This window comes from Streptomyces sp. NBC_00670, from assembly GCF_036226765.1.
Taxonomy (GTDB): Bacteria; Actinomycetota; Actinomycetes; order Streptomycetales; family Streptomycetaceae; genus Streptomyces.
Genome location: NZ_CP109017.1, coordinates 6,832,560 through 6,855,538, shown reverse-complemented (window position 1 = coordinate 6,855,538; position 22,979 = coordinate 6,832,560). Strand labels below are relative to the sequence as shown.

The window sequence follows — 22,979 nt, the reverse complement described above, 5'->3', positions numbered from 1 at the left end:
TCCCCGTCACGCGTCAGGTGAGGCAGTAGCCCCGTGCAGTTCCGCCAACAGGCCCTCGCCAAGCTGCAGTCGCCCGAGGAGCTCGACCTCCCGGTGCGGCTGGCCCGACCGCAGGGCTGGCTGGTGCTCTGCGTGACCGTCGTCGTGATGGCGGCCGCCTCGGTGTGGGCGGTCACCGGCTCGGTGCCCGCCACCGTCGACGCCCCCGCCGTCCTCACCCACGCGGAGGGCAGTTACGTCCTGCAGAGCCCCGTCGCCGGACAGGTGACCGAGGTCCTGGCGAAGGAGGGCGAGCGGCTGTCCGCCGGCGCCCCGGTCGTCAAGGTGCGGACGAGCGACGGTGACACGGTGGTGCGCACGGTCGCCGCCGGACGGATCTCCGCGCTCGCCGCCGGCATCGGCCGCATCGTCCAGGCGGGCGCCGACATCGCCGCCGTCGAGAAGGTCGCCCACGCCGGCGACCCGCTGTACGCGACGGTGTACGTCCCCGCCCAGAACGCCGCCTCCCTCCCCGACAGGGCCGCCGTCGACCTCACCGTGCAGTCGGTACCGGCCCAGCAGTACGGGGTGCTGCGCGGGCGCGTCGTGCGGATCGACCGCACCGCCCAGACCCGTACCCGGATCACCGCGTTCCTCGGTGACAGCGCGCTCGCCGAGCAGTTCACCGCCGACGGCCGCCCGGTGGCAGTCCTGGTACGGCTGCTGACGTCGTCGGACACGAAGAGCGGCTACCGGTGGTCGTCCGCGGACGGTCCGCCGTTCCGGCTCACCTCGATGACCATGGCCACCGCCTCGGTCCGGCTGACCGACCGGCGTCCCCTCGATTGGCTGCTGCCGTGACACCTGCCCAGGACACCCTCCCCCCGCGCGGCCGGCGCCGTGCGGCCCCGCCGAAGCGCACCCGGCCGAGCGGCACCCCGCGCACGCGCCGCCGTACCGTGCGCACCCCCACCGTGTTGCAGATGGAGGCGGTGGAGTGCGGGGCCGCCTCGCTCGCCATGGTGCTCGGCCACCACGGACGCCATGTGCCGCTGGAGGAACTGCGCATCGCCTGCGGCGTCTCCCGCGACGGCTCACGCGCGAGCAACCTCCTGAAGGCGGCCCGGAGTTACGGCCTCACCGCCAAGGGCATGCAGATGGACACCGCCGCCCTCGCCGACGTGACGGCGCCCGCCATCCTGTTCTGGGAGTTCAACCACTACGTCGTCTACGACGGGACCGGGCGCCGCTTCGGCCGGCGCGGGGTGTTCGTCAACGACCCCGGCAAGGGCCGCCGGTTCGTGCCGCGCGAGGACTTCGACACCAGTTTCACCGGGGTCGTCCTCGTCATGGAACCCGGCGAGGACTTCACCAAGGGAGGCCGCCGCCCCGGGGTGTTCGGCGCGCTGCCGGCCCGGCTGCGCGGCACCGCGGGCACCCTGCCCGCCGCCGTCCTGGCCAGCCTGCTGCTGGTCGTGGTCGGGGCGGCCGTGCCCGCGCTGAGCCGTACGTACATCGACACCTTCCTCATCGGCGGGCAGACCTCCTCGCTGGGCGTGCTGTTCACGTCCATGGCGGCGTGCGTGCTGCTCACGGTGGTCCTGACCTGGTTGCAGCAGGCCAACCTGCTGCGCGGCCGGCTGATCTCGTCCACCCTGTCCAGCGCCCGCTTCCTGCGCCATCTGCTGCGGCTGCCGGTCACGTTCTTCGCCCAGCGCAGCCCCGCCGACCTGGTCCAGCGGCTCGGCTCCAACGACGCCGTCGCCGAGACCCTGGCCCGCGACCTCGCGGCGGCGGGCGTGGACGCGGTGGTCGTCGTGCTGTACGCGCTGCTGCTCTACACCTACGACCCCCAGCTCACCTTCGTCGGCATCGGGGTGGCGCTGCTCAACATCGTGGCGATGCGGGTGGTCGTACGGCTGCGGGCGACCCGGACGGCGAAGCTGCGCGCGGACACCGCCCGGCTCACCAACACCGCCTACACGGGCCTTCAGTTGATCGAGACGATGAAGGCGACCGGCGGCGAGGACGGCTACTTCCGCACCTGGGCCGGGCAGCACGCCACCACCCTGGAGGAGCAGCAGCGCCTCGGGGTGCCGAGCGCGTGGCTGGGCGTGGTGGCGCCGACGCTGGCCACGCTGAACAGCGCGCTGATCCTGTGGATCGGCGGGCTGCGCGCGGTCGAGGGGCATCTGTCGGTGGGCCTGCTGGTCGCCTTCCAGGCGCTGGTCGCCCGGTTCACCGCCCCGCTGACCCGGCTCAACGGGGTCGCGGGCCGGATCCAGGACTTCGCGGCGGACGTGGCCCGGCTGAAGGACGTGGAGAGCTTCCGCGCCGACCCGCTGCACACCCGGGGCGCGGGCGGGACGTCCACGCGCCGGCTCCGTGGCCACATCGAGCTGGCGGACGTCTCCTTCGGCTACAGCCCGCTGGACAAGCCCCTGCTCACCGGCTTCGACCTCACCGTGGGACCCGGCCGGCAGGTGGCGCTGGTGGGCGGTTCCGGCAGCGGCAAGTCGACGGTGTCCCGGCTGATCGCGGGCCTGTACGCGCCCTGGGAGGGCGTCGTCCGGATCGACGGGCAGCGCCTGGAGGACATCCCGCGCGGCGCCCTCGCCGCCTCCGTCTCCTTCGTCGACCAGGACGTGTTCCTCTTCGAGGGCTCGGTGCGCGACAACGTGGCCCTGTGGGACCCCTCGGTGCCGGACGAGGCGGTGGTGGCGGCGCTGAAGGACGCGGTGCTGTACGACGTCGTCGCGCGCCGCCCGGGCGGGATCCACGGCCGGGTCGAGCAGGACGGCCGGAACTTCTCCGGCGGTCAGCGCCAACGCCTGGAGATCGCGCGGGCGTTGGTGCGCGATCCGAGCATCCTGGTCCTCGACGAGGTGACCAGCGCGCTGGACGCGGAGACGGAGCAGGTGGTCATGGACAATCTGCGGCGGCGCGGCTGCGCCTGCGTGGTGATCGCCCACCGGCTGAGCACCGTGCGCGACAGCGACGAGATCGTGGTCCTGGACCACGGCACGGTGGTCGAACGCGGCCGGCATCCGGAGCTGCTCGCGGCGGGCGGGGCGTACGCGGCGCTGGTCAGGGAGCGGTGACGTGATCCCGGAGCAGATGCCTCACGTGAACCAGGCGGGCCGGCCGGGCCAGGCAGCCGCGCAGACCCGGACGGCCCAGCCGCCCGGGGGCGACCTCGTGCTCTCCGCCCTCGGCGGGCTCGGCACCCCGCTCGACTGCGCTGCGGACCGTACCCGCCTCGACCTGGACGGCCCCCAGGTGCTGTGGCTGGTGGAGGCCGGCGCGCTCGACCTGTACGCGGTGGACGCGGCCGCCCAGGGGCACTGGCACCACCTGGGCCGGCTGGTGCCGGGCACGCTGCTGCTCGGCCCGGTCGCGGGGCCGCGCCACACGCTGGTCGCCCGTCCGGTGGGCGAGTGCGTGGTGCGCCGGATCGCGCTGCGCGAGCTGTACCAGCAGGCGGAGACGGCGACCTGGTCCTACGACGCCTACGGCAATCCGCAGTACGTGCCCCCGGCGACCAGCCCGCTGGAGTACGCCCTCGCGCTCGGCGTCGGGCGCGGGCTGTCCGTGCTGTTCCAGGCGCCGATGGCGGGCGAGGCGGCGGCCACGCCCGCGGACGACGACGTGTTCTGGATGCAGGTGCCGCCGGGCAGCGTGGCGTACGGCTCGCTGTACGGGGCGGAGGCGGCGGCCGACCTGCTGATGGACCCGGGCCTGTGGCAGGGCCTGGTCGACCAGCAGTACCGGCTGCTGACCACGCTGGACCGATGGATCGAGGAGCTGGAGCGCAGCCACGAGGACCGTACGGCGGCCGGCATCCGGGCCGGCGAGGCGGCCCGCGCCCAGGCCGACCGGACGCTGCTCGCCTCCCTCGGCCCGGCCGCGGCGGGCCGGCGCACCACGGCCGCCGACGCGGACGCCACGTACGCCGCCTGCGCCCTCGTCGCAGAGGCGGCCGGACTCGCGCTCGCCGACCCCGCCCGGGGCGGCGCGGGCAGCGAGCGGCTCGACCCGGTGGAGCGGATCGCGCTCGCCTCCCGGGTACGCACCCGGACCGTACGCCTGGACGGGCGCTGGTGGCGGGACGACATCGGCCCGCTGGTGGGCTGCCGGGCCCTGTCGGGGGCGCCGGTGGCGCTGCTGTGGCGGCGCGGCGGCTATGTCGCCGTCCATCCTGCGACGGGCCGGGAGACGCCGGTGGAGAAGGCGAACGCGGTGGAGTTCGAGCCGGGCGCGGTGATGTTCTACCGTCCGCTGCCCGAGCGCGGGCTGTCCCTGCCCCGGCTCGCCCGGTTCGTGCTGCGCGGCAGCCGGCGTGATCTGGGCCGGCTGCTGCTCAGCACCCTGGTGACGCTCGCGATCGGCGCGCTGGTGCCGGTCGCCACCGGCAAGGTGCTCGGCTCGTTCGTGCCCCGGGCGCGGGAGGACCTGATCGGCCAGGTGTGTCTGGCGGTGATCGTGGCGGGCGTCGTCTCGGCGGCGTTCATGCTGCTGCAGAACCTGACGCTGCTGCGGCTGGAGGGCCGGATCGAGGCGACGCTCCAACCGGCCGTGTGGGACAGGCTGTTGCGGCTGCCGACGGCGTTCTTCGCCGAGCGGTCCACGGGCGAACTGGCCAGTGCCGCCATGGGGGTGAGCGCGATCCGGCGGCTGCTCGCGGGGGTCGCGCCCGTACTGGTGCAGTCGGTGACCGTCGGCGCGATGAACCTGGGGCTGCTGCTCTGGTACAGCGTGCCGCTGGCGCTGGCCGCGCTCGGCATGCTGGTGGTGATCGCCGCCGTCTTCCTGGGGCTCGGGCTGTGGCAGGTGCGCTGGCAGCGGCGGCTGATCGTGCTCAGCAACAAGCTGAACAACCAGGCGTACCAGACCCTGCGGGGGCTGCCGAAGCTGCGGGTCGCGGCGGCCGAGAACTACGCGTACGCCGCCTGGGCACGGCGGTTCGCGCGCAGCCGGGAGCTCCAGCGCAAGGTCGGCGGGATCAAGAACCTCAACACGGTGCTCGGCGCGGTGTATCTGCCGCTGTGCTCGCTGCTGATGTTCATGCTGCTGGCCGGTCCGGCACGCGGCTCGCTGTCGGCGGCGGCGTTCCTCACCTTCAGCACCGCGGTGACCATGGTGCTGACCTCGGTGACCCAGCTGACCGGCGCGTTCGTGTCGGCGGTGGCCGCGCTGCCGCTCCTGGAGGAGATCCGCCCGGTCCTCGACACCCCGCCCGAGGTCCGCTCCGGCAGCACGCCCCCGGGCGAGCTGAGCGGCGCGCTCGAGGCCCGCCGGCTCTCCTTCCGGTACGGCGACGACGGCCCCCTCGTCCTGGACGACGTGTCCTTCGCCGTCCGGCCGGGCGAGTTCGTGGCGGTCGTCGGACCGAGCGGCTGCGGCAAGTCGACGCTGCTGCGCCTGCTGATCGGCTTCGACCGGCCGGTCTCCGGCAGCGTCCTGTACGACGGCCAGGACCTGTCGGCCCTCGACCGCTCGGCGGTGCGACGCCAGTGCGGGGTGGTGCTCCAGCACGCGCAGCCGATGACGGGGTCCCTCCTCGACGTCATCCGGGGCACGGAACCGTGCACCCCGGAGGAGGCGATGGCGGCGGCCGAACTGGCCGGACTCGGCGACGACATCCGCCGCATGCCGATGGGCCTGCACACCATCGTGCAGGGCAGCGGCTCCCTCTCCGGCGGCCAGCGCCAACGCCTGATGATCGCCCAGGCGTTGCTGCGCCGTCCGCGCATCCTCTTCCTCGACGAGGCGACCAGCGCCCTCGACAACGAAACGCAGCGCACGGTCATCGAAAGCACCCGGGCGCTCAACGCGACCCGGGTGGTCATAGCCCACCGCCTCTCCACGGTCCTGGACGCGGACCGCGTGGTGGTGATGGAGGAGGGCCGAGTGGTCCAGGAGGGCCCACCGGCCACCCTCCTGACCGAGGAAGGCGGCCGCCTACGGGAGCTGGTACGCCGGCAGATGACGTAGCCCCGGCAAGCTATGACGCGCCCTTGCGGAACCGCGAACCCCCCACCGCCACCGCCAGCACCCCCACCAACGCGAGCCCCCCGGCAGGGGCCAGCACCCCCCACGGCGCCCGCTCGACGTACGGCTGATTCTCCGAAAGCAGCCGCCCCCAGTCAGCGGACGGCGGCTGCGCCCCCAACCCAAGAAAGCCCAGCGCCGCGAGCGCGAGCGCAACCCCCGGCAACCGCAACAACCCGTGCCGCACCACCGCCGGCAACACCCCCGGCACCAGCTCACGCCACAGCACGTACCACCGCCCCGCCCCCAGCCCCCGCGTCGCGACGACATGCGTGGCGGCGCGCTCCTGCCGCAGCAACGCCGACGTGTGCGCGGCGAGCGGCGCCCACGCGACGGCGGTCACGGCGAGCGCGGGCGTCGCGGGCCCGCTCCCCGCGACCCCGGCCACCAGCAGCCCCGCCAGCACCGGCGGCACGGCGTTCACCGTGTCGACGAGCGGCCCCGACAGCCGCGGCACCAGCCCGAGCAGTACGCCGAGGACCAGCGCCGCCGCGCTGATCGCCAGGGCGAGCGCGAGCGTGCCGAGGGCCCCGTGGGCGAACCGGGCGAGCACGTCCCGGCCGAGCGCGTCGGTGCCCAGCGGATGCGACCGGCCGGGCGCCCGCAGCCGGGCCGTCGTGTCCAGCGCGAGCGGATCGCGGGCGAGCCCCGCGCCGACGACCAGGAGGAGCACGGCACCGAGGACGAGCGGGACGACCCGCCCGCCGGCCGGCGCCGGCGCGGGCCGGTGCAGCGAGGGCAGCGCCCGGTCCCGCAGGGCCGGCCCGGTCAGCACCCGCGCACCGAGCCGGGCGAGCCCGGCGACGACCGCCCCGAGCACGACGAGGGCGAGCGTGCCCGCCTGGAGCACCGGGAGGTCCTGCGCGAGCGCCGCCTGGAGCGTGGCGCGGCCGAGCCCGGGGATGTCGAAGACCTGCTCGACGGCGACGGAACCGCCGGTCAGCCCCACCGCGAACAGCCCGGCGTTGGGCAGCAGGGCGGGCAGACAGCGGCGCAGCGCCATGCGGACGAGACGGTGCCCGGGGACACCGCGGGCAGTGGCGGCCACCGCCCAGGGTTCGGTGAAGGCCGCGGGCAGCAGGTCGTCGAGGAGCCGCCCGAGCAGGGCCCCGGCGGGCAGGCCGAGGGCGAGCGCGGGCAGTACCGTCCAGCGGGGCCCGTACCAGCCGAGGGCGGGCAGCCAGCCGAGCTGTACCCCGACGACGGCGGCCAGTACGGAGGCGAGGAGGAAGTCGGGCAGGGCGGCGAGCGTCGCGGCGGCGGCACCGGCACGGGGCGGGGCGGCCCGGTGCGTGGCCCCGCGCCACAGCGTACGGGCGCAGACGGCGCCGGCGGTGAGCGCGGCGACGAGCAGGGCCGCGCCCATCAGCACCAGGGAGGCGCCGAGTGCCCCGGTGACCGTGGGGGCGACCTCGGCGCCGGAGATCCAGGAGCGTCCGGCGTCCCCGTGCGCCAGCCCGCCGACCCATTGCCGCAGCAGGCCGAACGGTCCGGCGTCCAGGCCGAGTTGTTCCCGTACGGCGGCGAGCGCGGTGGGGTCGGGGGCGCGCTCGGCGGCGCGGGCGCGCAGCACGGTGCGCGCGGGGTCGGTCCGCGACAGCCAGGGCAGGACGGCGATCCCGCACACCAGCGCCCCGGCCACGCACACCCGCCACACCACGCCCCCGAGCCGCCCGCCGACCACGACGGACCACCGGACGGCACGCGGACCGTGCGGCTGCCGAACGGCCCGCGGAACGATCCGCGACATCGTGCGCGGCATGGCGGTCAGCGGCTGGTTCCGGCGCCGACAAGGGTGCGCTCGTAGGGGTCGAGGAGCGTGCCCCGTACGCCGGACGCGACGCCGGTGAGGACGCGCTGGTGGACGAGCGGGACCACCGCGTCGGTGCCGAGGATGGCCGACTCCGCGGCCATCGCGGCCCGTTGCCGGTCGTCCGTGTCGTCGGTGCCGGCCGCCGCGGCCACGGCCCGGTCGACCTTCTTGTCGCACAGCCGCGCGAGGTTGTAGCCGCCGTCGCAGGTGTAGTCGCTCTCCAGGACGGAGACGGGGTCGCCGGTGTCGAGCAGGGTGTTGCGGGCGGCGAGGACGGCGTCGAACCTCCCGTCGAGCGCATCGCCCTCGAGCCGCGCGTACTCCCGTACGACCAGCTTCACCTGGAACCCGGCCTTCTCCAGCTGCTCCTTCACCACCTGTGCGGCTTCGGGGAGTTCGGGCCGGTTGTCGTACGTGGCGAGGGTGACGGTGGCGCCGTCGGGGTCCGTGGCGCGGGCGCGTCCGGCCGGTGCGGTGCGCAGTCCGGCAGCCCAGGTGACGGCGGGTCCGTAGAGTCCGGCGCCGGGGTCGGCGTACCCCTCGTGGACGCCGTCGGCGAGGGCGGAGGTGTCGACGGCGGCGCGGGCGGCGGCCCGCTGCCCGGCCTCGGCGAAGGTGCCGGAGCGGGTGTTGAGCAGCAGGCTGGTGGTGCGGGTGGTGGCCGTCTCGCGCAGGGTGCCGTCGTCGAGGGAGGCGGCCTGGGAGACCGGGACCGCCTCGGCGATGTCGACGTCGCCGGTGCGCAGCGCACGGGCGCGGGCGGTGCCGTCGGCGATGAACCGCGCGTCGACGCCGGCGGCGCGGGCGGGCCCGCCCCAGTGGTCGTCGAACCGGTCGAGGGTGGCGGCGGTGGTGCCGGTGACCTTGGTGAGGGTGAACGGCCCGGTGGCGGTGCCGGCCGGGTCGGGGACGTCCGTGCGGTACGCCTTCGGGGAGAGCACGGCCAGGCTGGGCCCGGCCAGCCGCAGCGGCAGCGCGGGGTCGGGCGCGGTGGTGGTGAGGCGGACCTTCCGCGCACCGGCGGCCTTCGCGGTGAGGGTGACCCCGGCCAGCGCGGTGGGCAGCGACTCGGCCCCGGTGGCGTGGGTGAGGGCGCCCGCGACGGCGGTGCCGGTGACGTCGGTGCCGTCCTGGAAAGTGGCCTCGCGCAGGGTGAACTCCCAGGTGCGGGCGTCCTCGCGGCGCCAGGACTCGGCGAGCGCGGGGGCCGCGCGTCCGCCCGCGTCCAGGGCGGTGAGCCCCTCGGTGACGCCGAGCCGGCTGAGCAGGGTGGCGTCGGCGCCGTACGGCGAGAACCGCTCGGCGGGCGGGAACGCGAGCGCGACCCGCAGCCGGGCACCGGACCCGGAGGATCCGTCGGCGGAGCCGGCGCGGTCGGAGAAGCAGCCCGCGAGCAGGGGCAGGAGCAGCAGACCGGCGGCGAGCCGGCGGTGGCGGCGCGAACGGCGCGGGGAACGCATGGGGGCTCTTTCTGGTTGCGGAAGGCTCAGCGCGGGCGGGGCTCAGCGCGAGCGAGGCTCAGTGCGAGCGAGGCTCAGGACGACGACGGCAGGGCCACCTCGAAGTGCACGACACCGAACCCCCCGCCCTGCTCACGCTCCTGCTCCCGCTCGTCCCGGACGACCGTGCCGAGCGAGCGCCAGAACGGCTCGGCGCCGGGAACGGCCGGGTCGGTGTGCAGATAGACGGCGGTGTAGCCGCCGTCCGCCGCGGCGAAGCCGAGGAGTTCGCGCACCATGCGGCGGGCGAGCCCGCGCCTGCGGTGCGCGGGGCGGACGTAGACCCGGCGCAGTTGGGCGGTGCGCCCGGAGGGGTAACGCGCGGCGAGGTCACGGGGGTTGGGCGGATGGGCGGGGCCCCGGGAGTCGAGCGCGGCGGTGGCGACGACCTCGCCGTCCGGGTCGAGCGCGACGAGCAGGGTGTGGCGCGGGTCGGCGAGATAGGCCGCCCCGGGGTCGATGATGTCGCCGTGCCACCGCGGCATGTACCCGGTGCCGAAGTCGCGGTAGACGGTGTCGAGCATCACCGTCCGGGCACCGTCGAGGTCGTCGGGTGTCGCGGTCCGCACACAATAGTCTTCCTGTCGCACCTGCACATCATATGCAACAAGAAGTCTCCAAGATCCCCCGGCCGCTCCTCGGCCGTCCCTCGGCCGTCCTCCGCCCCGGACGGTCGCACGGTCCCTGCCGCGAACACCGGACCCCGGCGCCCCGCCGCATCCGGCCCGCGGGCGTGCCGTATCCGGCCGCGCCCGTCCCGCGCAGGCGTGCGCGGACGCAATGCGGGTATGTCGCACCGCATGCGTGTGGGTGTGGTGGACGTGGGGTCGAACACGGTGCGGCTGGTGGTCGCGGACGCGGTCGGCGGCATACCGCTGCCCGTGCACACCGCGAAGTGGCGGCTGCGGCTCTCCGAGTACGTCGAGCCGGGCGGTCCCGTGCCCGAGGAGGCCGTGGAGCGGCTGGTGGCGGCGGTCGGCGCGGCGAACGCCACGGCACGGCGGTGGGGCGCGTGCGAGCCGCCGGCCTTCGCGACCGCCGTCGTGCGCAACGCCCCGAACCGGCAGGAGGTGCTGGACGCGGTGCGGGCCGCCACCGGGGTGCCGTTGTGCACGCTGCCCGGCGAGGTGGAGGGCGAGCTGACGTTCCTCGGGGCGCGGCGGTGGATGGGCTGGCGGTCGGGTCCGCTGGCCCTGCTGGACATCGGCGGCGGCACGCTGGAGGTGGCGTTCGGCCGGGGCCGGCTGCCGGACTTCGTGGCCTCGCTGCCGCTGGGCGCGCGCCGGCTGACGCACGACTTCTTCGCGGACGAGGACGATCCGCCGTCGGCGGAGAGCGTACGGGCGATGCGGCGCGCGGTCCGTCACCAGTTGCGGGACGTGGCCGCGCGGATCCGCTGGGAGGGCCCGCGCACGGCGGTCGCGACGTCCCGCACGTTCCAGCAACTGGCACGGCTCTGCGGGGCCGCACCCGGCAGACACGGCCCGTTCGTGGAACGGGAACTGCACCGGGGCGAACTCCGCCGCCAACTCGACCGCCTGGCCCGCCTCCCCGCGGCGGACCGCGCCCACCTGCCCGGCATCTCGGCACCGCGGGCCCGCCAGAGCCTGGCCGGCGCGGTGGTCGCCCACACGGCGATGAAACTGACGGGCCTCACCACGGTGACGATCTCCCCGTGGGCGATCCGCGAGGGCATCCTCCTCCGCCACATCGAGGACGGCCCGGGCTGGTGGCCCACCCTCGCCCACCCCGAAGGCCACACCACACCCCCGCGCCCCCTGCGGGTGGCGACCCCGTAGGGGGCGCCCCGCAGGGGCGCGGGGCTGTGTCCGCTCTGCGACTACCGCCGCGCGGGCACGACCAGCCACATCCGACCCGCACCCGCCCTACACCCGAACCCCCCGAGCCATAAGGCGCCCTACACCCACCCATCCCCATGCCCATCCACCCCGGGGTCCAAGGGGCGAAGCCCCTTGAAAGGACGGGAAGGGTAGGGGCGGCGGGGGCGAAAAAGGGTACCCGCACCCCCATGAACCGCACACCCCAGGAAGGCCTCCCCACCCCCCGCGGCCCCCTCTCCACCACCGTCCTCCACCACCTCACCCACCCCGAGGACCCCCACCCCACCCCCGACACGACCACCACCGACCCCTACGGCGAGGACCTCCACCTCGCCCTCTACACCTGCTACGAACTCCACTACCGCGGCTTCCCCGGCGTCGACCCCACCCTCGAATGGAACCCCGCCCTCCTCGACCTCCGCGCGCGCCTGGAACACCGCTTCCTCACCGCCCTCCGCACCGACGCCCCCACCCACAAAACCCTCTCCGACGCCCTGGAAGACCTCCTCGTCGAGCCCGTCGACACCCCCGGCACCGACGCAGCCACCGGCGCGGAGACCGGCGTCTCCCACTACCTCCGCGACAAGGGCGAACTGCACCACATCCGCGAGTACGCGGCCCACCGCTCCCTCTACCACCTCAAGGAGGCGGACCCGCACGCATGGGTCCTGCCCCGTCTGTGGGGCCGCGCCAAGGCGGCAATGGCAGCGGTGGAGTTCGACGAGTACGGCGGCGGCCGCCCCGACCGCGTACACGCCCAGCTCTTCGCCGACCTCATGACGGACCTGAACCTCGACACCACCTACGGCCACTACCTCGACGCCACCTCCGGCGAAATGCTCGCCAACGTCAACCTGATGTCCCTGTTCGGCCTGCACCGCGCCCTGCGCGGCGCCCTCGTCGGACACTTCGCCACCGTCGAGATCACCTCCTCCCCCGGCTCCCGCAGGCTCGCGGAGGCGATGCGGCGCACCGGCGCCGGAGCGGCCGCGGAGTTCTTCTACGACGAGCACGTCGAGGCGGACGCCGTCCACGAGCAGGTCGTCCGCCATGACGTCATCGGCGGCCTGCTGGAGCAGGAACCGGAGCTGGAGGACGACATCACCTTCGGCATCGACGCGACGGAGTTCCTGGAGGCCCGCTTCGGCCGCGGCCTCCTGACCGCCTGGGAGTCCGGCCGCTCCTCCCTCCGCACGCCCCTCCCCGCGTCACGGTGACCGCGGCCGCCACCGCACGCCCAGCCGTCACCGCGACACCGTGCCCCCGCACCACCCGAGTCAAGATATTTGACGAAATCACGGGTACCCGGCCCCCTGTGAAACCTCTGGTTCTCCCGGGCGTCTACGCCCCACAAGACGACACCGCCCTCCTGGCCGGTGCCCTGTCCGACGAGCCGCTCGCACCGGACGCCCGGGTCCTCGACGTGGGCACCGGTTCCGGCGCCCTCGCCCTGGTCGCCGCGCGCCGGGGCGCCCGGGTGACCGCGGTGGACGTGTCGCGGCGCGCGGTGTACGCGGCCCGTCTCAACGCCTGGCGGGCCGGTCTCAGGGTCCGCGCGCTGCGCGGCAACCTGTTCGCGCCCGTGACCGGCGAGACCTTCGACCTGGTCCTGGCCAACCCCCCGTACGTGCCCACCCCCGACGCCCACCGCGAGCCAAGGGGCCGGGCCCGGGCCTGGGACGCGGGCCCGGACGGACGGCTGGTCCTGGACCGGATCTGCGGGCAGGCACCGCGGCTGCTGCGCCCCGGGGGCGTACTGCTCCTCGTCCACTCGGTGCTCAGCGGCCCCGAGCGGACCCTGGAGCAGTTGCGCGCGGCCGGCCTGACGGCGGAGGTCGCGGACCGCCGCTGGGTGGCGTTCGGCCCGGTGCTGCGGGAGCGCCACGGCTGGCTGCGGGAGCGGGGCCTGCTGGCCGCGGACCCGGCCGCGGGCGAGAAGGAGGAGCTGGTGGTGATCCGTGCCGTACGACAGCGCTGACGCGCCGCACCGTGAGGACGACGGGAGCACCGCACCCGGTACGCCACGCCGCCTCACCATGGGCCGGACGGGGCCGATCCTGATGGAGGGCCCGGTGGAGGTCGAGTTGGAGGACGGCACGGTGGTGTCCTCCGACCGCTTCCGGGTCGCCCTGTGCACCTGCCGGCGCAGCAGGCGCTTCCCGTGGTGCGACACCAGCCACCGCCGCCGCACCCGCGCCCAGGAGTGATTCCCGGGCCCGAAGACACCCGAAAGCACCCGAAGGCGCCGGGCCGGGGAACGGATTCGGGGGCCGGCCGACAACCCCACTTTGTCGGCCGGCCCCCGTACGGGACCGCGTGACACCATGACGGAGGTGCGTTACTCCCCAGTCACGAACCCCCGAACCACGCCCACGGGGTCGCACGGTCCCGAGCTCGGCGAGCCGTGTACGAACGTGAGTCTGTCGAACGCCCATCGAAAACACACATCGACCCCACAGTTTTCGGTAACTTTGAGTATTGAATCAGTGGCGCGAAGTCACGCGGTACGCACACATGTGCCCCTCAACAGAGCCGCCGTAGGGTGTCGGGATCGCCAGGGTGGCGAGATCACGACGGTTGGGCAATCGGCCTGAAACATTCCGCTTCGGTGGCGGGACGAGAGGCGGGAGGGCACGAATGGCACGGCACTGGGCGGACTTCCAGTACGAGATCTACCTCAACGGCATGACGGGGGCGGTGCCCCGGCTGCCCACCGACCTCACGCGGCTGGAGGAGATGGCCGAGCAGCGGCTCGGCCCCGGCCCGGTCGGCTACGTGGCGGGCAGCGCGGGCGACGGCAGTACGGCCCGGGCCAACCGGGCGGCGCTGGAGCGGCACCGGATCGTGCCGCGAATGCTGCGGGACGTGCACGAGCGCGATCTGTCGGTCGAGGTGCTGGGGCGGTCGCTGCCGGCGCCGCTCGCGCTGGCCCCGGTCGGCGTGCTGTCGATCATGCATCCGGACGCGGAGTCCGCGGCCGCCCGGGCCGCTGCGGCGCACGGTGTGCCGTTCGTGCTGTCCTCGGCCTCCAGCACACCGATGGAGGAGGTCGCCGAGGCCTCCGGGGACGGCGAGCGCTGGTTCCAGCTCTACTGGGCCAAGGACCGCGAGGTCACCCGGAGTTTCCTCCGGCGGGCCGAGGCGGCGGGCTTCACGGCGCTGTTCGTCACCCTGGACACGCCTCTGCTGGCCTGGCGCCCGCGCGATCTCGACCAGGCGTATCTGCCGTTCCTGCACGGGGTGGGCACCGCGAACTACTTCACCGACCCGGCGTTCCGTGCGGGCCTCGCCAAGCCGGTGCACGAGGACCCGAACGCGGCCGTCCTGCACTTCGTGAACATGTTCGCCGATCCGGGAAAGACGTGGCCGGACCTGGCGTTCCTCCGCGAGAACTGGGACGGCCCGATCGTCCTGAAGGGCGTGCTCCACCCCGACGACGCCCGTCTCGCGGCCGACGCGGGGATGGACGGCGTCGTCGTCTCCAACCACGGCGGCCGCCAGGTGGCCGGCTCGATCGCGGCGGCCGACGCGCTGCCGGCGGTCGCCGACGCGGTCGGCGGCCGTCTGACGGTCCTCTTCGACAGCGGCATCCGCACGGGCGACGACATCGCCAAGGCCCTGGCCCTGGGCGCGAAGGCGGTCCTCCTGGGCCGCCCGTACGCCTACGGCCTGGGCCTGGACGGCCAGGCCGGCGTGGAACACGTCATCCGCTGCGTACTGGCGGAACTGGACCTCACCATGGCCCTCGCGGGCCACGTCCACGTCCACACGCTCACCCGTGAGGCTCTGTCGTAGGGCGACCGCGGACGCCCGTTGTCGCTGACCGCGCAGTTCCCCGCGCCCCTGGAAGGGGCGCGGGGAACTGCGCGACGCCCCTCAGATCTGCCAGGACCTCAACCGATCCGCCGCGCCGTACACATCCGCCTTTCCCGAGATCAGCTCCCGCACGAGATCCACCAACGCCCCGTACGGCGGATCGATCCCCACCCCGCTCGCGAACATGTACGCCACCGCCGTCGCGCACGCGAACCGCGCGTTCGCCGCGGGCAACGGCTTCAACAACGCCAACGTGTGCAACAACGCCGCCGCCCGCCACGCCGGATCGGAGTCCACCCCGAGCCGCGGCGGATCCACCCGGTGCCGCGCGACCGCGGCGACGAGCGCGGAGAAGTCGTTGACGAGGGGCTGGTCCGGCAGCACCTCTTCATGGCGCTGGAGCAGCCAGGGCACATCGATATGGAGGTCCGGTGGCATGGGTCAGTCGTCCCGCCCCTCGCTCCCGCCGGGTGACTCGTCCTCGGGGAAGGCGGCGGCGAACTCCGCGGCGTGCGCGGTGAAGAAGCGACGGAACGCCTCCGCACCCTCCTGCAACGCCCGGTGCCGCGCGATGTCGGCGGCCGCCGCCTCCCGCACGAGTGCCTTCATCGACGTACCGCGCTCCTTGGCGATCTGCCGGAGGTCCTCGAGCTCCCGCTCGCTGAACTCCACATTCAACGCTGGCATGCGCTTACGGTACCCCGCGGGTACTTACCCGTAAATAATCGCAGCTCAGGACGGGCACAGCTCGGTACCCGACGACGACCGGGCCGCCGGCCGCCGCCCTCACCGTCCCGGTACCTCCAGCCGGCTGATCCGCACCGCCCCCCGCGCCTGTCCCGGATACGCGCTGCGCAGCCGCAGCCGCACCCGCGATCCACGCACCGCGTCGAACGTGAGCACGGTCGGCGCATCGGAGTCCTCCGCCCACTCCACGGCCGCGCCCGAGACGGCCGCGTACCGCTCCCCCGTCCACACCTCGGCCTCGATCACGGCGGGCCGGGTGTGCCCGGCATCGACGGTGAAGGAGACCTCCACCCGGTCCAGGACGCGGCCGCGCCCGAAGTCGACCGAGACCCAGTCCTCGGCACGCGCCCCGTCGAACGCGGGCAGCAGCGCGGTGGCCGCCTTGGCGAAGCCGTTGGACCAGCCGGTGGCGGCGTCACCGTCGAGCATCGCGGCGGGCAGGGTGTCGGGCCGGCCGGAGTAACTGGCGTCGGCGTGCGGGTGTGCGGGCGGGGCCGGCGGATCGGCGCGGAAGACGGCGGCGGGGGTGGTCGCCGCCGCACGTGCCTTCGTCGTACGGACGGTGGCGGTGCCCCGTCGCAGCCCGTCCGCACGGGCGGTCGCCCGCAGCACCCCGGGCCGGTTCCCGGACCGTACGATCGCGAGCGCCTTGCCGTGGAAGGCGGTGCGGGTGGTGGCCTGGTACCGCTCGGCGCTCTCCTGGCGCCCGTTGTCGACGCCGGCGAGCGAGCCGCCCGTCACGTCGAACGTGAGCAGGTGCTCGGCGTCGGGCACCACGGTCCCGTGCGCGTCGACGACGTCGGCGGTGACGAAGAGAAGCGAACGGCCGTCGGCGTCCAGGGAGTTCCGGTCCGGCGTCAGGCGCACCGCGTGCGGGGCGCCCGCCGTGCGCAGGACGTCGGTGGCGACGGTCTTCCCGCCGCGCCGGGCCACCGCCCTCAGCTCGCCCGGCTCGTAGGCGACCTTCCAGGTCAGATGCAGTTTGCCGGCGCTGCCGTTGGGGCTGGTGTAACTGCCCGGGTAGGGGCCGTCGGTGAAGGTCTTGTCGTCGCCGGTGGCCTCGGTGGTCTCCAGGTAGGTGCGGCCGTCGGCCGTCTTCTTGGTGTCGAACTGCCGTACGCCGAGGGACCTTCCGTTGAGGTACAGCTCGACGGTGTCGACGTTGGCGTAGGCCCAGACCTCGACCGTGTCGCCCTTCTCGTGGTTCCAGGTCATCGGCACCAGGTGGACCATCGGCTCGTCGGTCCACTGGCTGCGGAAGAGGTGGTACATGTCCTTGGGGAAGCCGGCCGTGTCGACCGCGCCGAAGAAGGACGCCTTGACGGGGAAGACGTTGTACGGGGTGGGCTCGCCGATGTAGTCGATGCCGGACCACAGGAACTGCCCCGCGAACCACTTGCGGTCCCGGTCCTTCTTGTGGCCGTACTCGCCGCTCATCGTCCAGGAGGCGAGGTTGTTGTCGTACGAGGAGGTGGCCCGGCGGCCGGGGGTGTGGTTCTCGCCGGTGTTGAGGTGTGCGGGCTCCTGGTAGGTGCCGCGGGTGGAGGTCTCCGAGGAGGACTCGGACTCGAAGAGGAACAGGTGCGGGTAGGCGGCGTGCAGGGCGTCGACCGACTTGGCGGTGTTGTAGTTGAGGCCGAGCCCGTCGAGCTTGGCGAGCATCAGGTCGGCCGCGGAGCCCTTCTTCGGCAGGCCGCGGTACTTGTCGGAGCCGATGACGAGGGGGCGGGTGTCGTCGGCGGCCCTGATCGCGGCGATGATCCGGTCGGCCATCGCGAGTCCGGCGGTGGAGGTGGAGTCGGGGATCTCGTTGCCGATCGACCACAGCACCACGGCGGGCGAGTTGCGGGCGGCCAGCACCATCTCGGTGGCGTCCTTCTCGCACCACTCGTCGAAGAAGCGGCCGTAGTCGTACGTCGTCTTGCCGGTGCGCCAGCAGTCGAACGCCTCGACCATCATCACGATCCCGAGTTCCTCGCAGACCTCGATCATCTGCGGGGAGGGCGGGTTGTGGGAGGTGCGGAAGGCGTTGACGCCCATGGACTTCATCAGCGTCATCTGGCGGCGTACGGCGTCGGCGCTGATGGCGGCGCCGAGGGCGCCCTGGTCGTGGTGGAGGTCGACGCCCTTGATCTTGGCGTGCACGCCGTTGAGTCGGAAGCCCTCGTCGGGGTCGAAGCGGAAGGTGCGGATCCCGAAGGGGGTGCGGTAGGTGTCGGTGGTCCTGCCGTCGACGCGTATCTCGGTGGTGAGGATGTACCGCCGCGGTGTGGCGAAGTCCCACAACTGGGGCTTGTTGATGGTCAGTTCGTGGGTCTCCGTGGCCCGGTCGCCGACTCCGGGGGCCGTGGAGGACGTACGGGCGACGGTGCGGCCGCGGGGGTCGGCGACGGTGGAGCGGATCTCGATGTCGGCCGCCGCGCCGGACTCGTTGCGCACGGTGGTGGCGATCCGGACGACGGCGCGGTCGGCGCCGACCTCGGGCGTGGTGACGTGGGTGCCCCACCGTTCGACGTGCACGGGGTCGGTGAGTACGAGGCGGGCCTCGCGGTAGATGCCGCTGCCGGAGTACCAGCGGCTGCTGGGCAGCCGGTTGCGCACCCGCACGGCGAGGACGTTCTCCGTGCGGCCGTCGGTGTGCACCAGATCGGTGAGGTCGAGGGCGAATCCGGTGTACCCGTACGGGTGGTGTCCGGCCTCGGTGCCGTTGCAGTACACGGTCGAGTCCATGTAGACGCCGTCGAACTCCACCGAGATCCGCTTGCCGGCGTGCGCGGGCGACAGGGTGAAGGCGAGGCGGTACCAGCCGAGGCCGCCGGGGAGGAAGCCGGTGCCGCTGGTGGTGCCGTGCTCGGTGGTGGGGGTCTGCTCGATGCTCCAGTCGTGCGGGACGGCGACCTCGCGCCAGCCGGAGTCGTCGTGGCCGGGGTCGGCGGCGTCGGCGTAGGCGCCGGTGGGGTCGGTGACGCCGTCGGTGGTGACCAGGGCGAACCGCCAGCCGTCGCGCAGCGGGACCGTCCGGCGGCCGGCCGCGCGGGCCGCCGCGACGGTCCCCGCACCCGCCTGGGCACCGGTTCCGGTGTGGGCGGCCTGGGCGGGCAGAAGGGCACCGGCCGCGGGTGCGGCGGTGCCGACGATCAGGACCGATCTGCGAGTGACCGACATGCGGTTCCCCTTCGGATTCGTCAAGAGCCCAGAATTACTCATAACTGATCGCGAGCAAACAGATTCTGACCGTAGTAACCACAGGTCCGTCAAGGGTCCGGCAGAGCTGATCCAAACGGCAGGCTCTAACCTGGGTACGACGTGTGAAGGCCCTGTTCACCCTGAGTGGGCGCGAGGAAGTGGCGAGGATGAGCCCGGAGTACCCGTACGACGATGCCGCCACGGCGCGGGCGGTCGTCGACGACGGCGGCACGCTGCGGGAGTGGAACGAGGGCGCGCGCCGGCTGCTGGGTCACACGGCCGACGAGGTCGTGGGCCGCCCCGCCGCCGGCCTCCTGGCCGACCCCGCCGGCTTCGCCCTCCCCGCGGACCGCCCCTTCCGCTGCGCCGGCATCGTGGGCCTGCGTCACCGGGACGGGCGCACCGTCTCCGTGTGGATCCTCGCCCACCACCGCCCGGCCCGCCCCGACGGCCCCGGCCACTGGCTCCTCGTGACGCCCCTGGAGGACACCGCTCCCCTGCCCGACGACGACCCGCTGGCCCGGACGGCGCTGGCCCAGTCCCCGTGTGCCACCGCCGTCTACGACGAGCGGCTGCGGCTGCGGCGGTTCAACCGGGCCATGTCCGACGTGATGGGCGTGCCCGAGGAACGGGTCCGCGGGCTGCGCCCGTCGGAGATCGGCGGCCGGCGCGAGAGCGAGGAGATCGAGCGGGACATGTTCCGCGTGCTCACCACCGGGCGCGCCGAGGACGTACGGACCCTGGTCTCCGCCGACGTGGCCGGGCGGGACAGCGCCTGGCTCTTCCGGGCGGCCCCGGTCACCGACGACGAGGGCCGGGTCCGGGGCGTCTGTCTGACCATGCACGACTTCACCGACGAGCATCTGGCCCGCCGGCGGCTCCAGCTGGTCAACGAGGCGAGCGTGCGCATCGGCAGCACGCTGGACGTGGCCCGCACGGCACAGGAGCTGGCGGACGTCTGCGTACCGGCGCTCGCCGACTTCGTCAGCATCGACCTGCTGGACGCGCCGGAGGACGGCAGCGACCCGTGCCCCGTCTCGCTCAGCTTCCCCATGGTGCTGCGGCGCGCCGCCCAGCAGTCGGCGACACCGGGGGCGCCCGAGGTGGTGACCGAGCTCGGCGGCACCCGGCGCTATCCCGCCTCCTCCCCGCAGGCCACCTGTCTGACCACGGGCGACACCGTCCTCGCCGAGGACCCGACGCAGACGCTCACCGAGTGGCTGGACGAGGACCCGGTACGGGCCGGGCGGATCCGCGCGCTCGGCATCCACTCGTCGATGTCGGTGCCGATCCAGGCCCGCGGCAGCACCCTCGGGGTGGCCGTCCTCAGCCGCTTCCGCCGGCCCGGGGCGTTCACCCCGGACGACGTGCTGCTGGCGGAGGAGGTCACCGCGCGGGCCGCCGTGTGCATCGACAACGCCCGCCGGTACTCCCGCGAGCGCGAGACGGCGCTCGCCCTGCAACGCAGTCTGCTGCCCCGGCGGCTGCCGCGGACGGCGGCGGTGGAGGCGGCCTCCCGCTATCTGCCGGCCGCCCGGGCCGGGGTCGGCGGCGACTGGTTCGACGTGATCCCGCTGTCCGGGATGCGGGTCGCCATGATCGTCGGCGATGTCGTCGGCCACGGCATCAAGGCCTCGGCGACGATGGGCCGGCTGCGCACGGCCGTCCGTACGCTCGCCGACATCGACCTCGCCCCCGACGAACTGCTGACCCACCTCGACGACCTGGTGCTGCGGCTGTCGGTGGAGAGCGGGCAGGACGGCACGACCGGGGAGGTCGGGGCGACCTGTCTCTACGCGGTGTACGACCCGGTCTCGCGCCGGTGCACGATGGCCCGGGCCGGGCATCCGCCGCCGGTGATGGTGCTGCCCGGGGGCGGCCCGGCGCGCCGGATCGAGCTCCCGGCCGGGCCGCCGCTGGGCCTTGGCGGGCTGCCGTTCGAGGCGATCGAGGTCGATCTGCCCGAGGGCACGGTGCTGGGGCTGTACACCGACGGCCTGGTGGAGAGCCGGGAGCGGGACCTCGACACCAGCCAGCGGCTGCTGTGCGAGGCGCTGCCGGCACCGGCCGGGGCGGCGGACGCCGCGGAGACGGCCGACACGCCCGACGTCTCCGACTCACTGGACGCGGCGTGCGACCGGGTGCTGCACGCGCTGCTGCCGGCGGGCGGTGCCGCGGACGACGTGGCGCTGCTGCTGGCCCGCACCCGGGGGCTGCCGGCCTCGCAGGTGGCGACGTGGGACATTCCCGCGGACCCGTCGCTGGTCGCGGCGATCCGCAAGCAGGTGGTGGGGCAGCTGGAGCGGTGGCGGCTGACGGAGACGGCGTTCACGGCGGAGCTGGTGGTGAGCGAACTCGTCACCAACGCGATCCGCTACGGCGAGCGCCCGATCCGGCTGCGGCTGATCCACGACACGTCCATCCTCATCTGCGAGGTCTCCGACGCGAGCCCGACGGCGCCCCATCTGCGCCGCGCGAAGACGTACGACGAGGGCGGCCGGGGCCTGCTGCTGGTCGCCCAGCTCACCCAACGCTGGGGCACCCGCCACACCCCGGACGGCAAGACGATCTGGGCGGAGCTGGCGCTGCTGGAGGGGTTGTAGGAGCGCGCCCCGTAGGGGGCGCGGGGAACTGCGCGGCGCACCCCCACCCACCCGCGGCCGACAACGCGCCCGGGGGTTCGGGGGCGGAGCCCCCGAGGGGATGGGAAGGGTAGGGGCGGCGGGGGCGAGCAAAATGGGGGCCGCGCAGGGGAACCTGCACTCCACCCCCGCCGGAGGCGTCCCCTGAACACCCCGCTCGCCGAAGCCCTCTCCGTCACCCTCCTCGCCGCGGTCCTCGCCTGCGCCGTCGCCCGGCCCTTCAACTGGCCGGAGGCGGTCGTCGCCGTCCCCGCCGCCACCCTCGCCATCGCCACCGGCGCCCTCTCCCTGGACCACGCCGCCGACGAGGTCTCGCACCTCGCCCCCGTCGTCGGCTTCCTCGCCGCCGTCCTCGTCCTCGCCCGCTACTGCGACGAGGAGGGCCTGTTCCGCGCCTGCGGCGCGTGGACCGCCCGCTGGGCCGCCGGCAGCCCCGGCCGCCTGCTGACCGCCGTCTTCGCGCTCGCCTCGGCGATCACGGCGGTGCTCAGCCTGGACGCGACCGTCGTCCTGCTCACCCCCGTGGTGTTCGCCACCGCCGCGCACATGGGCGCCCGTCCCAAGCCGCACGTCTACGCCTGCACGCACCTCTCCAACACGGCCTCGCTGCTGCTGCCGGTCTCCAATCTGACCAACCTGCTCGCGTTCACGGCCGCGGGCATCGGGTTCGTACGGTTCGGGGCGCTGATGGCGCTGCCGTGGGTGGTCGCGGTGGCCGCAGAGTACGTCGTCTTCCGGCGGTTCTTCCGGCGGGACCTCGGTACGGCCGCGGCCTGCGACCCGAGCGGGGAGGAGCCGCCGCCGATGCCGGTGTTCGCGCTCGTCACCGTGCTCGGCACGCTCGCCGGGTTCGTCGTCGCCTCCGCCGTCGGCATCGACCCGGCGTGGTCGGCGCTGGCGGGGGCGCTCACCCTGGCCGTGCGCGCGCTGGTGCGCCGGCGTACGACGCCGCTCACAGTGGTGCGGGCGGCGGCGCCGGGCTTCCTCGCGTTCGTGCTCGCGCTGGGCGTGGTCGTACGGGCCGTCGTCGACAACGGGCTCGCCGACGCGCTGGGGCAGCTGCTGCCGGACGGCTCCGGCTGGGCCGCGCTGCTGGGCGTCGCGGCGCTGGCGGCGCTGCTGGCCAATGTGATCAACAACCTGCCGGCGGTGCTGGTGCTGCTGCCGCTGGTCGCCCCGGCCGGCACCGGGCCGGTGCTGGCCGTGCTGCTCGGGGTCAACATCGGCCCGAACCTCACGTACGCGGGTTCGCTGGCGACGCTGCTGTGGCGGCGCATCCTGCACCAGCACGACCACGGCGTCGACCTCGGCGAATTCACCCGGCTCGGACTGCTCGCGGTACCGGCGGCGCTGGTCCCTGCGACGACGGCGCTGTGGCTGTCGCTGCGGCTGTTCGGCGGGTGAG

At 74.2% G+C, this 22,979-nt stretch carries 16 protein-coding genes; 10 read left to right on the top strand and 6 right to left on the bottom strand.

Annotated features, from left to right (window positions below; translation table 11 throughout):
* Positions 1-33 precede the first annotated feature (33 nt).
* The 3 genes from OIE12_RS30000 to OIE12_RS29990 are packed head-to-tail and all read left to right on the top strand — an operon-like array spanning position 34 to position 5,973.
* Positions 34-840 (top strand): HlyD family efflux transporter periplasmic adaptor subunit, encoded by an 807-nt coding sequence (locus tag OIE12_RS30000; RefSeq protein ID WP_329140724.1) that lies wholly within the window; start codon positions 34-36, stop codon positions 838-840.
* Positions 837-3,080 carry an NHLP family bacteriocin export ABC transporter peptidase/permease/ATPase subunit gene (locus OIE12_RS29995; RefSeq protein WP_329140722.1) on the top strand — a complete coding sequence of 748 codons (2,244 nt, stop codon included), beginning with the start codon at positions 837-839 and terminating at the stop codon, positions 3,078-3,080. Before OIE12_RS30000 ends, OIE12_RS29995 begins: the two co-directional genes overlap by 4 nt.
* A gap of 16 nt (positions 3,081-3,096) precedes the next feature.
* On the top strand, positions 3,097-5,973 hold the full coding sequence (locus OIE12_RS29990) for an NHLP bacteriocin export ABC transporter permease/ATPase subunit (RefSeq protein WP_329142316.1): 2,877 nt from the start codon (positions 3,097-3,099) through the stop codon (positions 5,971-5,973).
* 10 nt (positions 5,974-5,983) lie between these two features.
* Here the strand turns inward: OIE12_RS29990 and OIE12_RS29985 are convergent, their stop codons facing one another.
* From OIE12_RS29985 to OIE12_RS29975, 3 genes are all read right to left on the bottom strand, one after another.
* On the bottom strand, positions 5,984-7,792 hold the full coding sequence (locus OIE12_RS29985; RefSeq protein ID WP_329140720.1) for an ABC transporter permease subunit: 1,809 nt from the start codon (positions 7,790-7,792) through the stop codon (positions 5,984-5,986).
* Positions 7,793-7,797: 5 nt separating this feature from the next.
* Complete coding sequence (locus tag OIE12_RS29980; RefSeq protein ID WP_329140717.1) at positions 7,798-9,303, bottom strand: ABC transporter substrate-binding protein; 1,506 nt, start codon at positions 9,301-9,303, stop codon at positions 7,798-7,800.
* A gap of 74 nt (positions 9,304-9,377) precedes the next feature.
* On the bottom strand, positions 9,378-9,866 hold the full coding sequence (locus OIE12_RS29975) for a GNAT family N-acetyltransferase (RefSeq protein ID WP_329142314.1): 489 nt from the start codon (positions 9,864-9,866) through the stop codon (positions 9,378-9,380).
* A gap of 276 nt (positions 9,867-10,142) precedes the next feature.
* Between OIE12_RS29975 and OIE12_RS29970 the strand changes: the two genes are divergently transcribed.
* The 5 genes from OIE12_RS29970 (at position 10,143) to OIE12_RS29950 (ending at position 14,978) form a co-directional block, all read left to right on the top strand.
* Positions 10,143-11,141: a Ppx/GppA phosphatase family protein gene (locus tag OIE12_RS29970; protein WP_329140715.1), complete on the top strand. Its 999-nt coding sequence runs from the start codon at positions 10,143-10,145 to the stop codon at positions 11,139-11,141.
* 230 nt (positions 11,142-11,371) lie between these two features.
* Positions 11,372-12,400: an iron-containing redox enzyme family protein gene (locus OIE12_RS29965; protein WP_329140713.1), complete on the top strand. Its 1,029-nt coding sequence runs from the start codon at positions 11,372-11,374 to the stop codon at positions 12,398-12,400.
* Between the two features lie 98 nt (positions 12,401-12,498).
* Positions 12,499-13,161 (top strand): HemK2/MTQ2 family protein methyltransferase, encoded by a 663-nt coding sequence (locus tag OIE12_RS29960; RefSeq protein WP_329140711.1) that lies wholly within the window; start codon positions 12,499-12,501, stop codon positions 13,159-13,161.
* Between the two features lie 58 nt (positions 13,162-13,219).
* Positions 13,220-13,390 carry a CDGSH iron-sulfur domain-containing protein gene (locus tag OIE12_RS29955; RefSeq protein ID WP_329142312.1) on the top strand — a complete coding sequence of 57 codons (171 nt, stop codon included), beginning with the start codon at positions 13,220-13,222 and terminating at the stop codon, positions 13,388-13,390.
* 430 nt (positions 13,391-13,820) lie between these two features.
* Positions 13,821-14,978, top strand: coding sequence for a lactate 2-monooxygenase (locus OIE12_RS29950; protein WP_329140709.1), 1,158 nt, complete (start codon positions 13,821-13,823; stop codon positions 14,976-14,978).
* An 81-nt stretch (positions 14,979-15,059) separates the two neighbouring features.
* Here the strand turns inward: OIE12_RS29950 and OIE12_RS29945 are convergent, their stop codons facing one another.
* From OIE12_RS29945 to OIE12_RS29935, 3 genes are all read right to left on the bottom strand, one after another.
* Positions 15,060-15,437 carry a hypothetical protein gene (locus OIE12_RS29945; RefSeq protein ID WP_030381475.1) on the bottom strand — a complete coding sequence of 126 codons (378 nt, stop codon included), beginning with the start codon at positions 15,435-15,437 and terminating at the stop codon, positions 15,060-15,062.
* 3 nt (positions 15,438-15,440) lie between these two features.
* Complete coding sequence (locus tag OIE12_RS29940; protein ID WP_329140706.1) at positions 15,441-15,686, bottom strand: hypothetical protein; 246 nt, start codon at positions 15,684-15,686, stop codon at positions 15,441-15,443.
* Between the two features lie 99 nt (positions 15,687-15,785).
* Complete coding sequence (locus OIE12_RS29935; protein ID WP_329140704.1) at positions 15,786-18,911, bottom strand: glycoside hydrolase family 2 TIM barrel-domain containing protein; 3,126 nt, start codon at positions 18,909-18,911, stop codon at positions 15,786-15,788.
* 188 nt (positions 18,912-19,099) lie between these two features.
* Here OIE12_RS29935 and OIE12_RS29930 point away from each other — a divergent pair, with 188 nt between their 5' ends.
* Complete coding sequence (locus OIE12_RS29930) at positions 19,100-21,535, top strand: SpoIIE family protein phosphatase (protein WP_329140702.1); 2,436 nt, start codon at positions 19,100-19,102, stop codon at positions 21,533-21,535.
* A 183-nt stretch (positions 21,536-21,718) separates the two neighbouring features.
* Positions 21,719-22,978, top strand: coding sequence for an arsenic transporter (locus OIE12_RS29925; RefSeq protein WP_329142310.1), 1,260 nt, complete (start codon positions 21,719-21,721; stop codon positions 22,976-22,978).
* The last annotated feature ends 1 nt before the right edge of the window (position 22,979 follow it).

Coding starts and splice junctions, on each gene's coding strand:
- OIE12_RS29990 (WP_329142316.1), top strand. CDS start 3,097: ATGCCTCACGTGAACCAGGCGGGCCGGCCGGGCCAGGCAGCCGCGCAG.
- OIE12_RS29945 (WP_030381475.1), bottom strand. CDS start 15,437: ATGCCACCGGACCTCCATATCGATGTGCCCTGGCTGCTCCAGCGCCAT.
- OIE12_RS29970 (WP_329140715.1), top strand. CDS start 10,143: ATGCGTGTGGGTGTGGTGGACGTGGGGTCGAACACGGTGCGGCTGGTG.
- OIE12_RS29950 (WP_329140709.1), top strand. CDS start 13,821: ATGGCACGGCACTGGGCGGACTTCCAGTACGAGATCTACCTCAACGGC.
- OIE12_RS29940 (WP_329140706.1), bottom strand. CDS start 15,686: ATGCCAGCGTTGAATGTGGAGTTCAGCGAGCGGGAGCTCGAGGACCTC.
- OIE12_RS29985 (WP_329140720.1), bottom strand. CDS start 7,792: ATGCCGCGCACGATGTCGCGGATCGTTCCGCGGGCCGTTCGGCAGCCG.
- OIE12_RS29930 (WP_329140702.1), top strand. CDS start 19,100: ATGAGCCCGGAGTACCCGTACGACGATGCCGCCACGGCGCGGGCGGTC.
- OIE12_RS29935 (WP_329140704.1), bottom strand. CDS start 18,911: ATGTCGGTCACTCGCAGATCGGTCCTGATCGTCGGCACCGCCGCACCC.
- OIE12_RS29980 (WP_329140717.1), bottom strand. CDS start 9,303: ATGCGTTCCCCGCGCCGTTCGCGCCGCCACCGCCGGCTCGCCGCCGGT.
- OIE12_RS29965 (WP_329140713.1), top strand. CDS start 11,372: ATGAACCGCACACCCCAGGAAGGCCTCCCCACCCCCCGCGGCCCCCTC.
- OIE12_RS29955 (WP_329142312.1), top strand. CDS start 13,220: ATGGGCCGGACGGGGCCGATCCTGATGGAGGGCCCGGTGGAGGTCGAG.
- OIE12_RS29975 (WP_329142314.1), bottom strand. CDS start 9,866: ATGCTCGACACCGTCTACCGCGACTTCGGCACCGGGTACATGCCGCGG.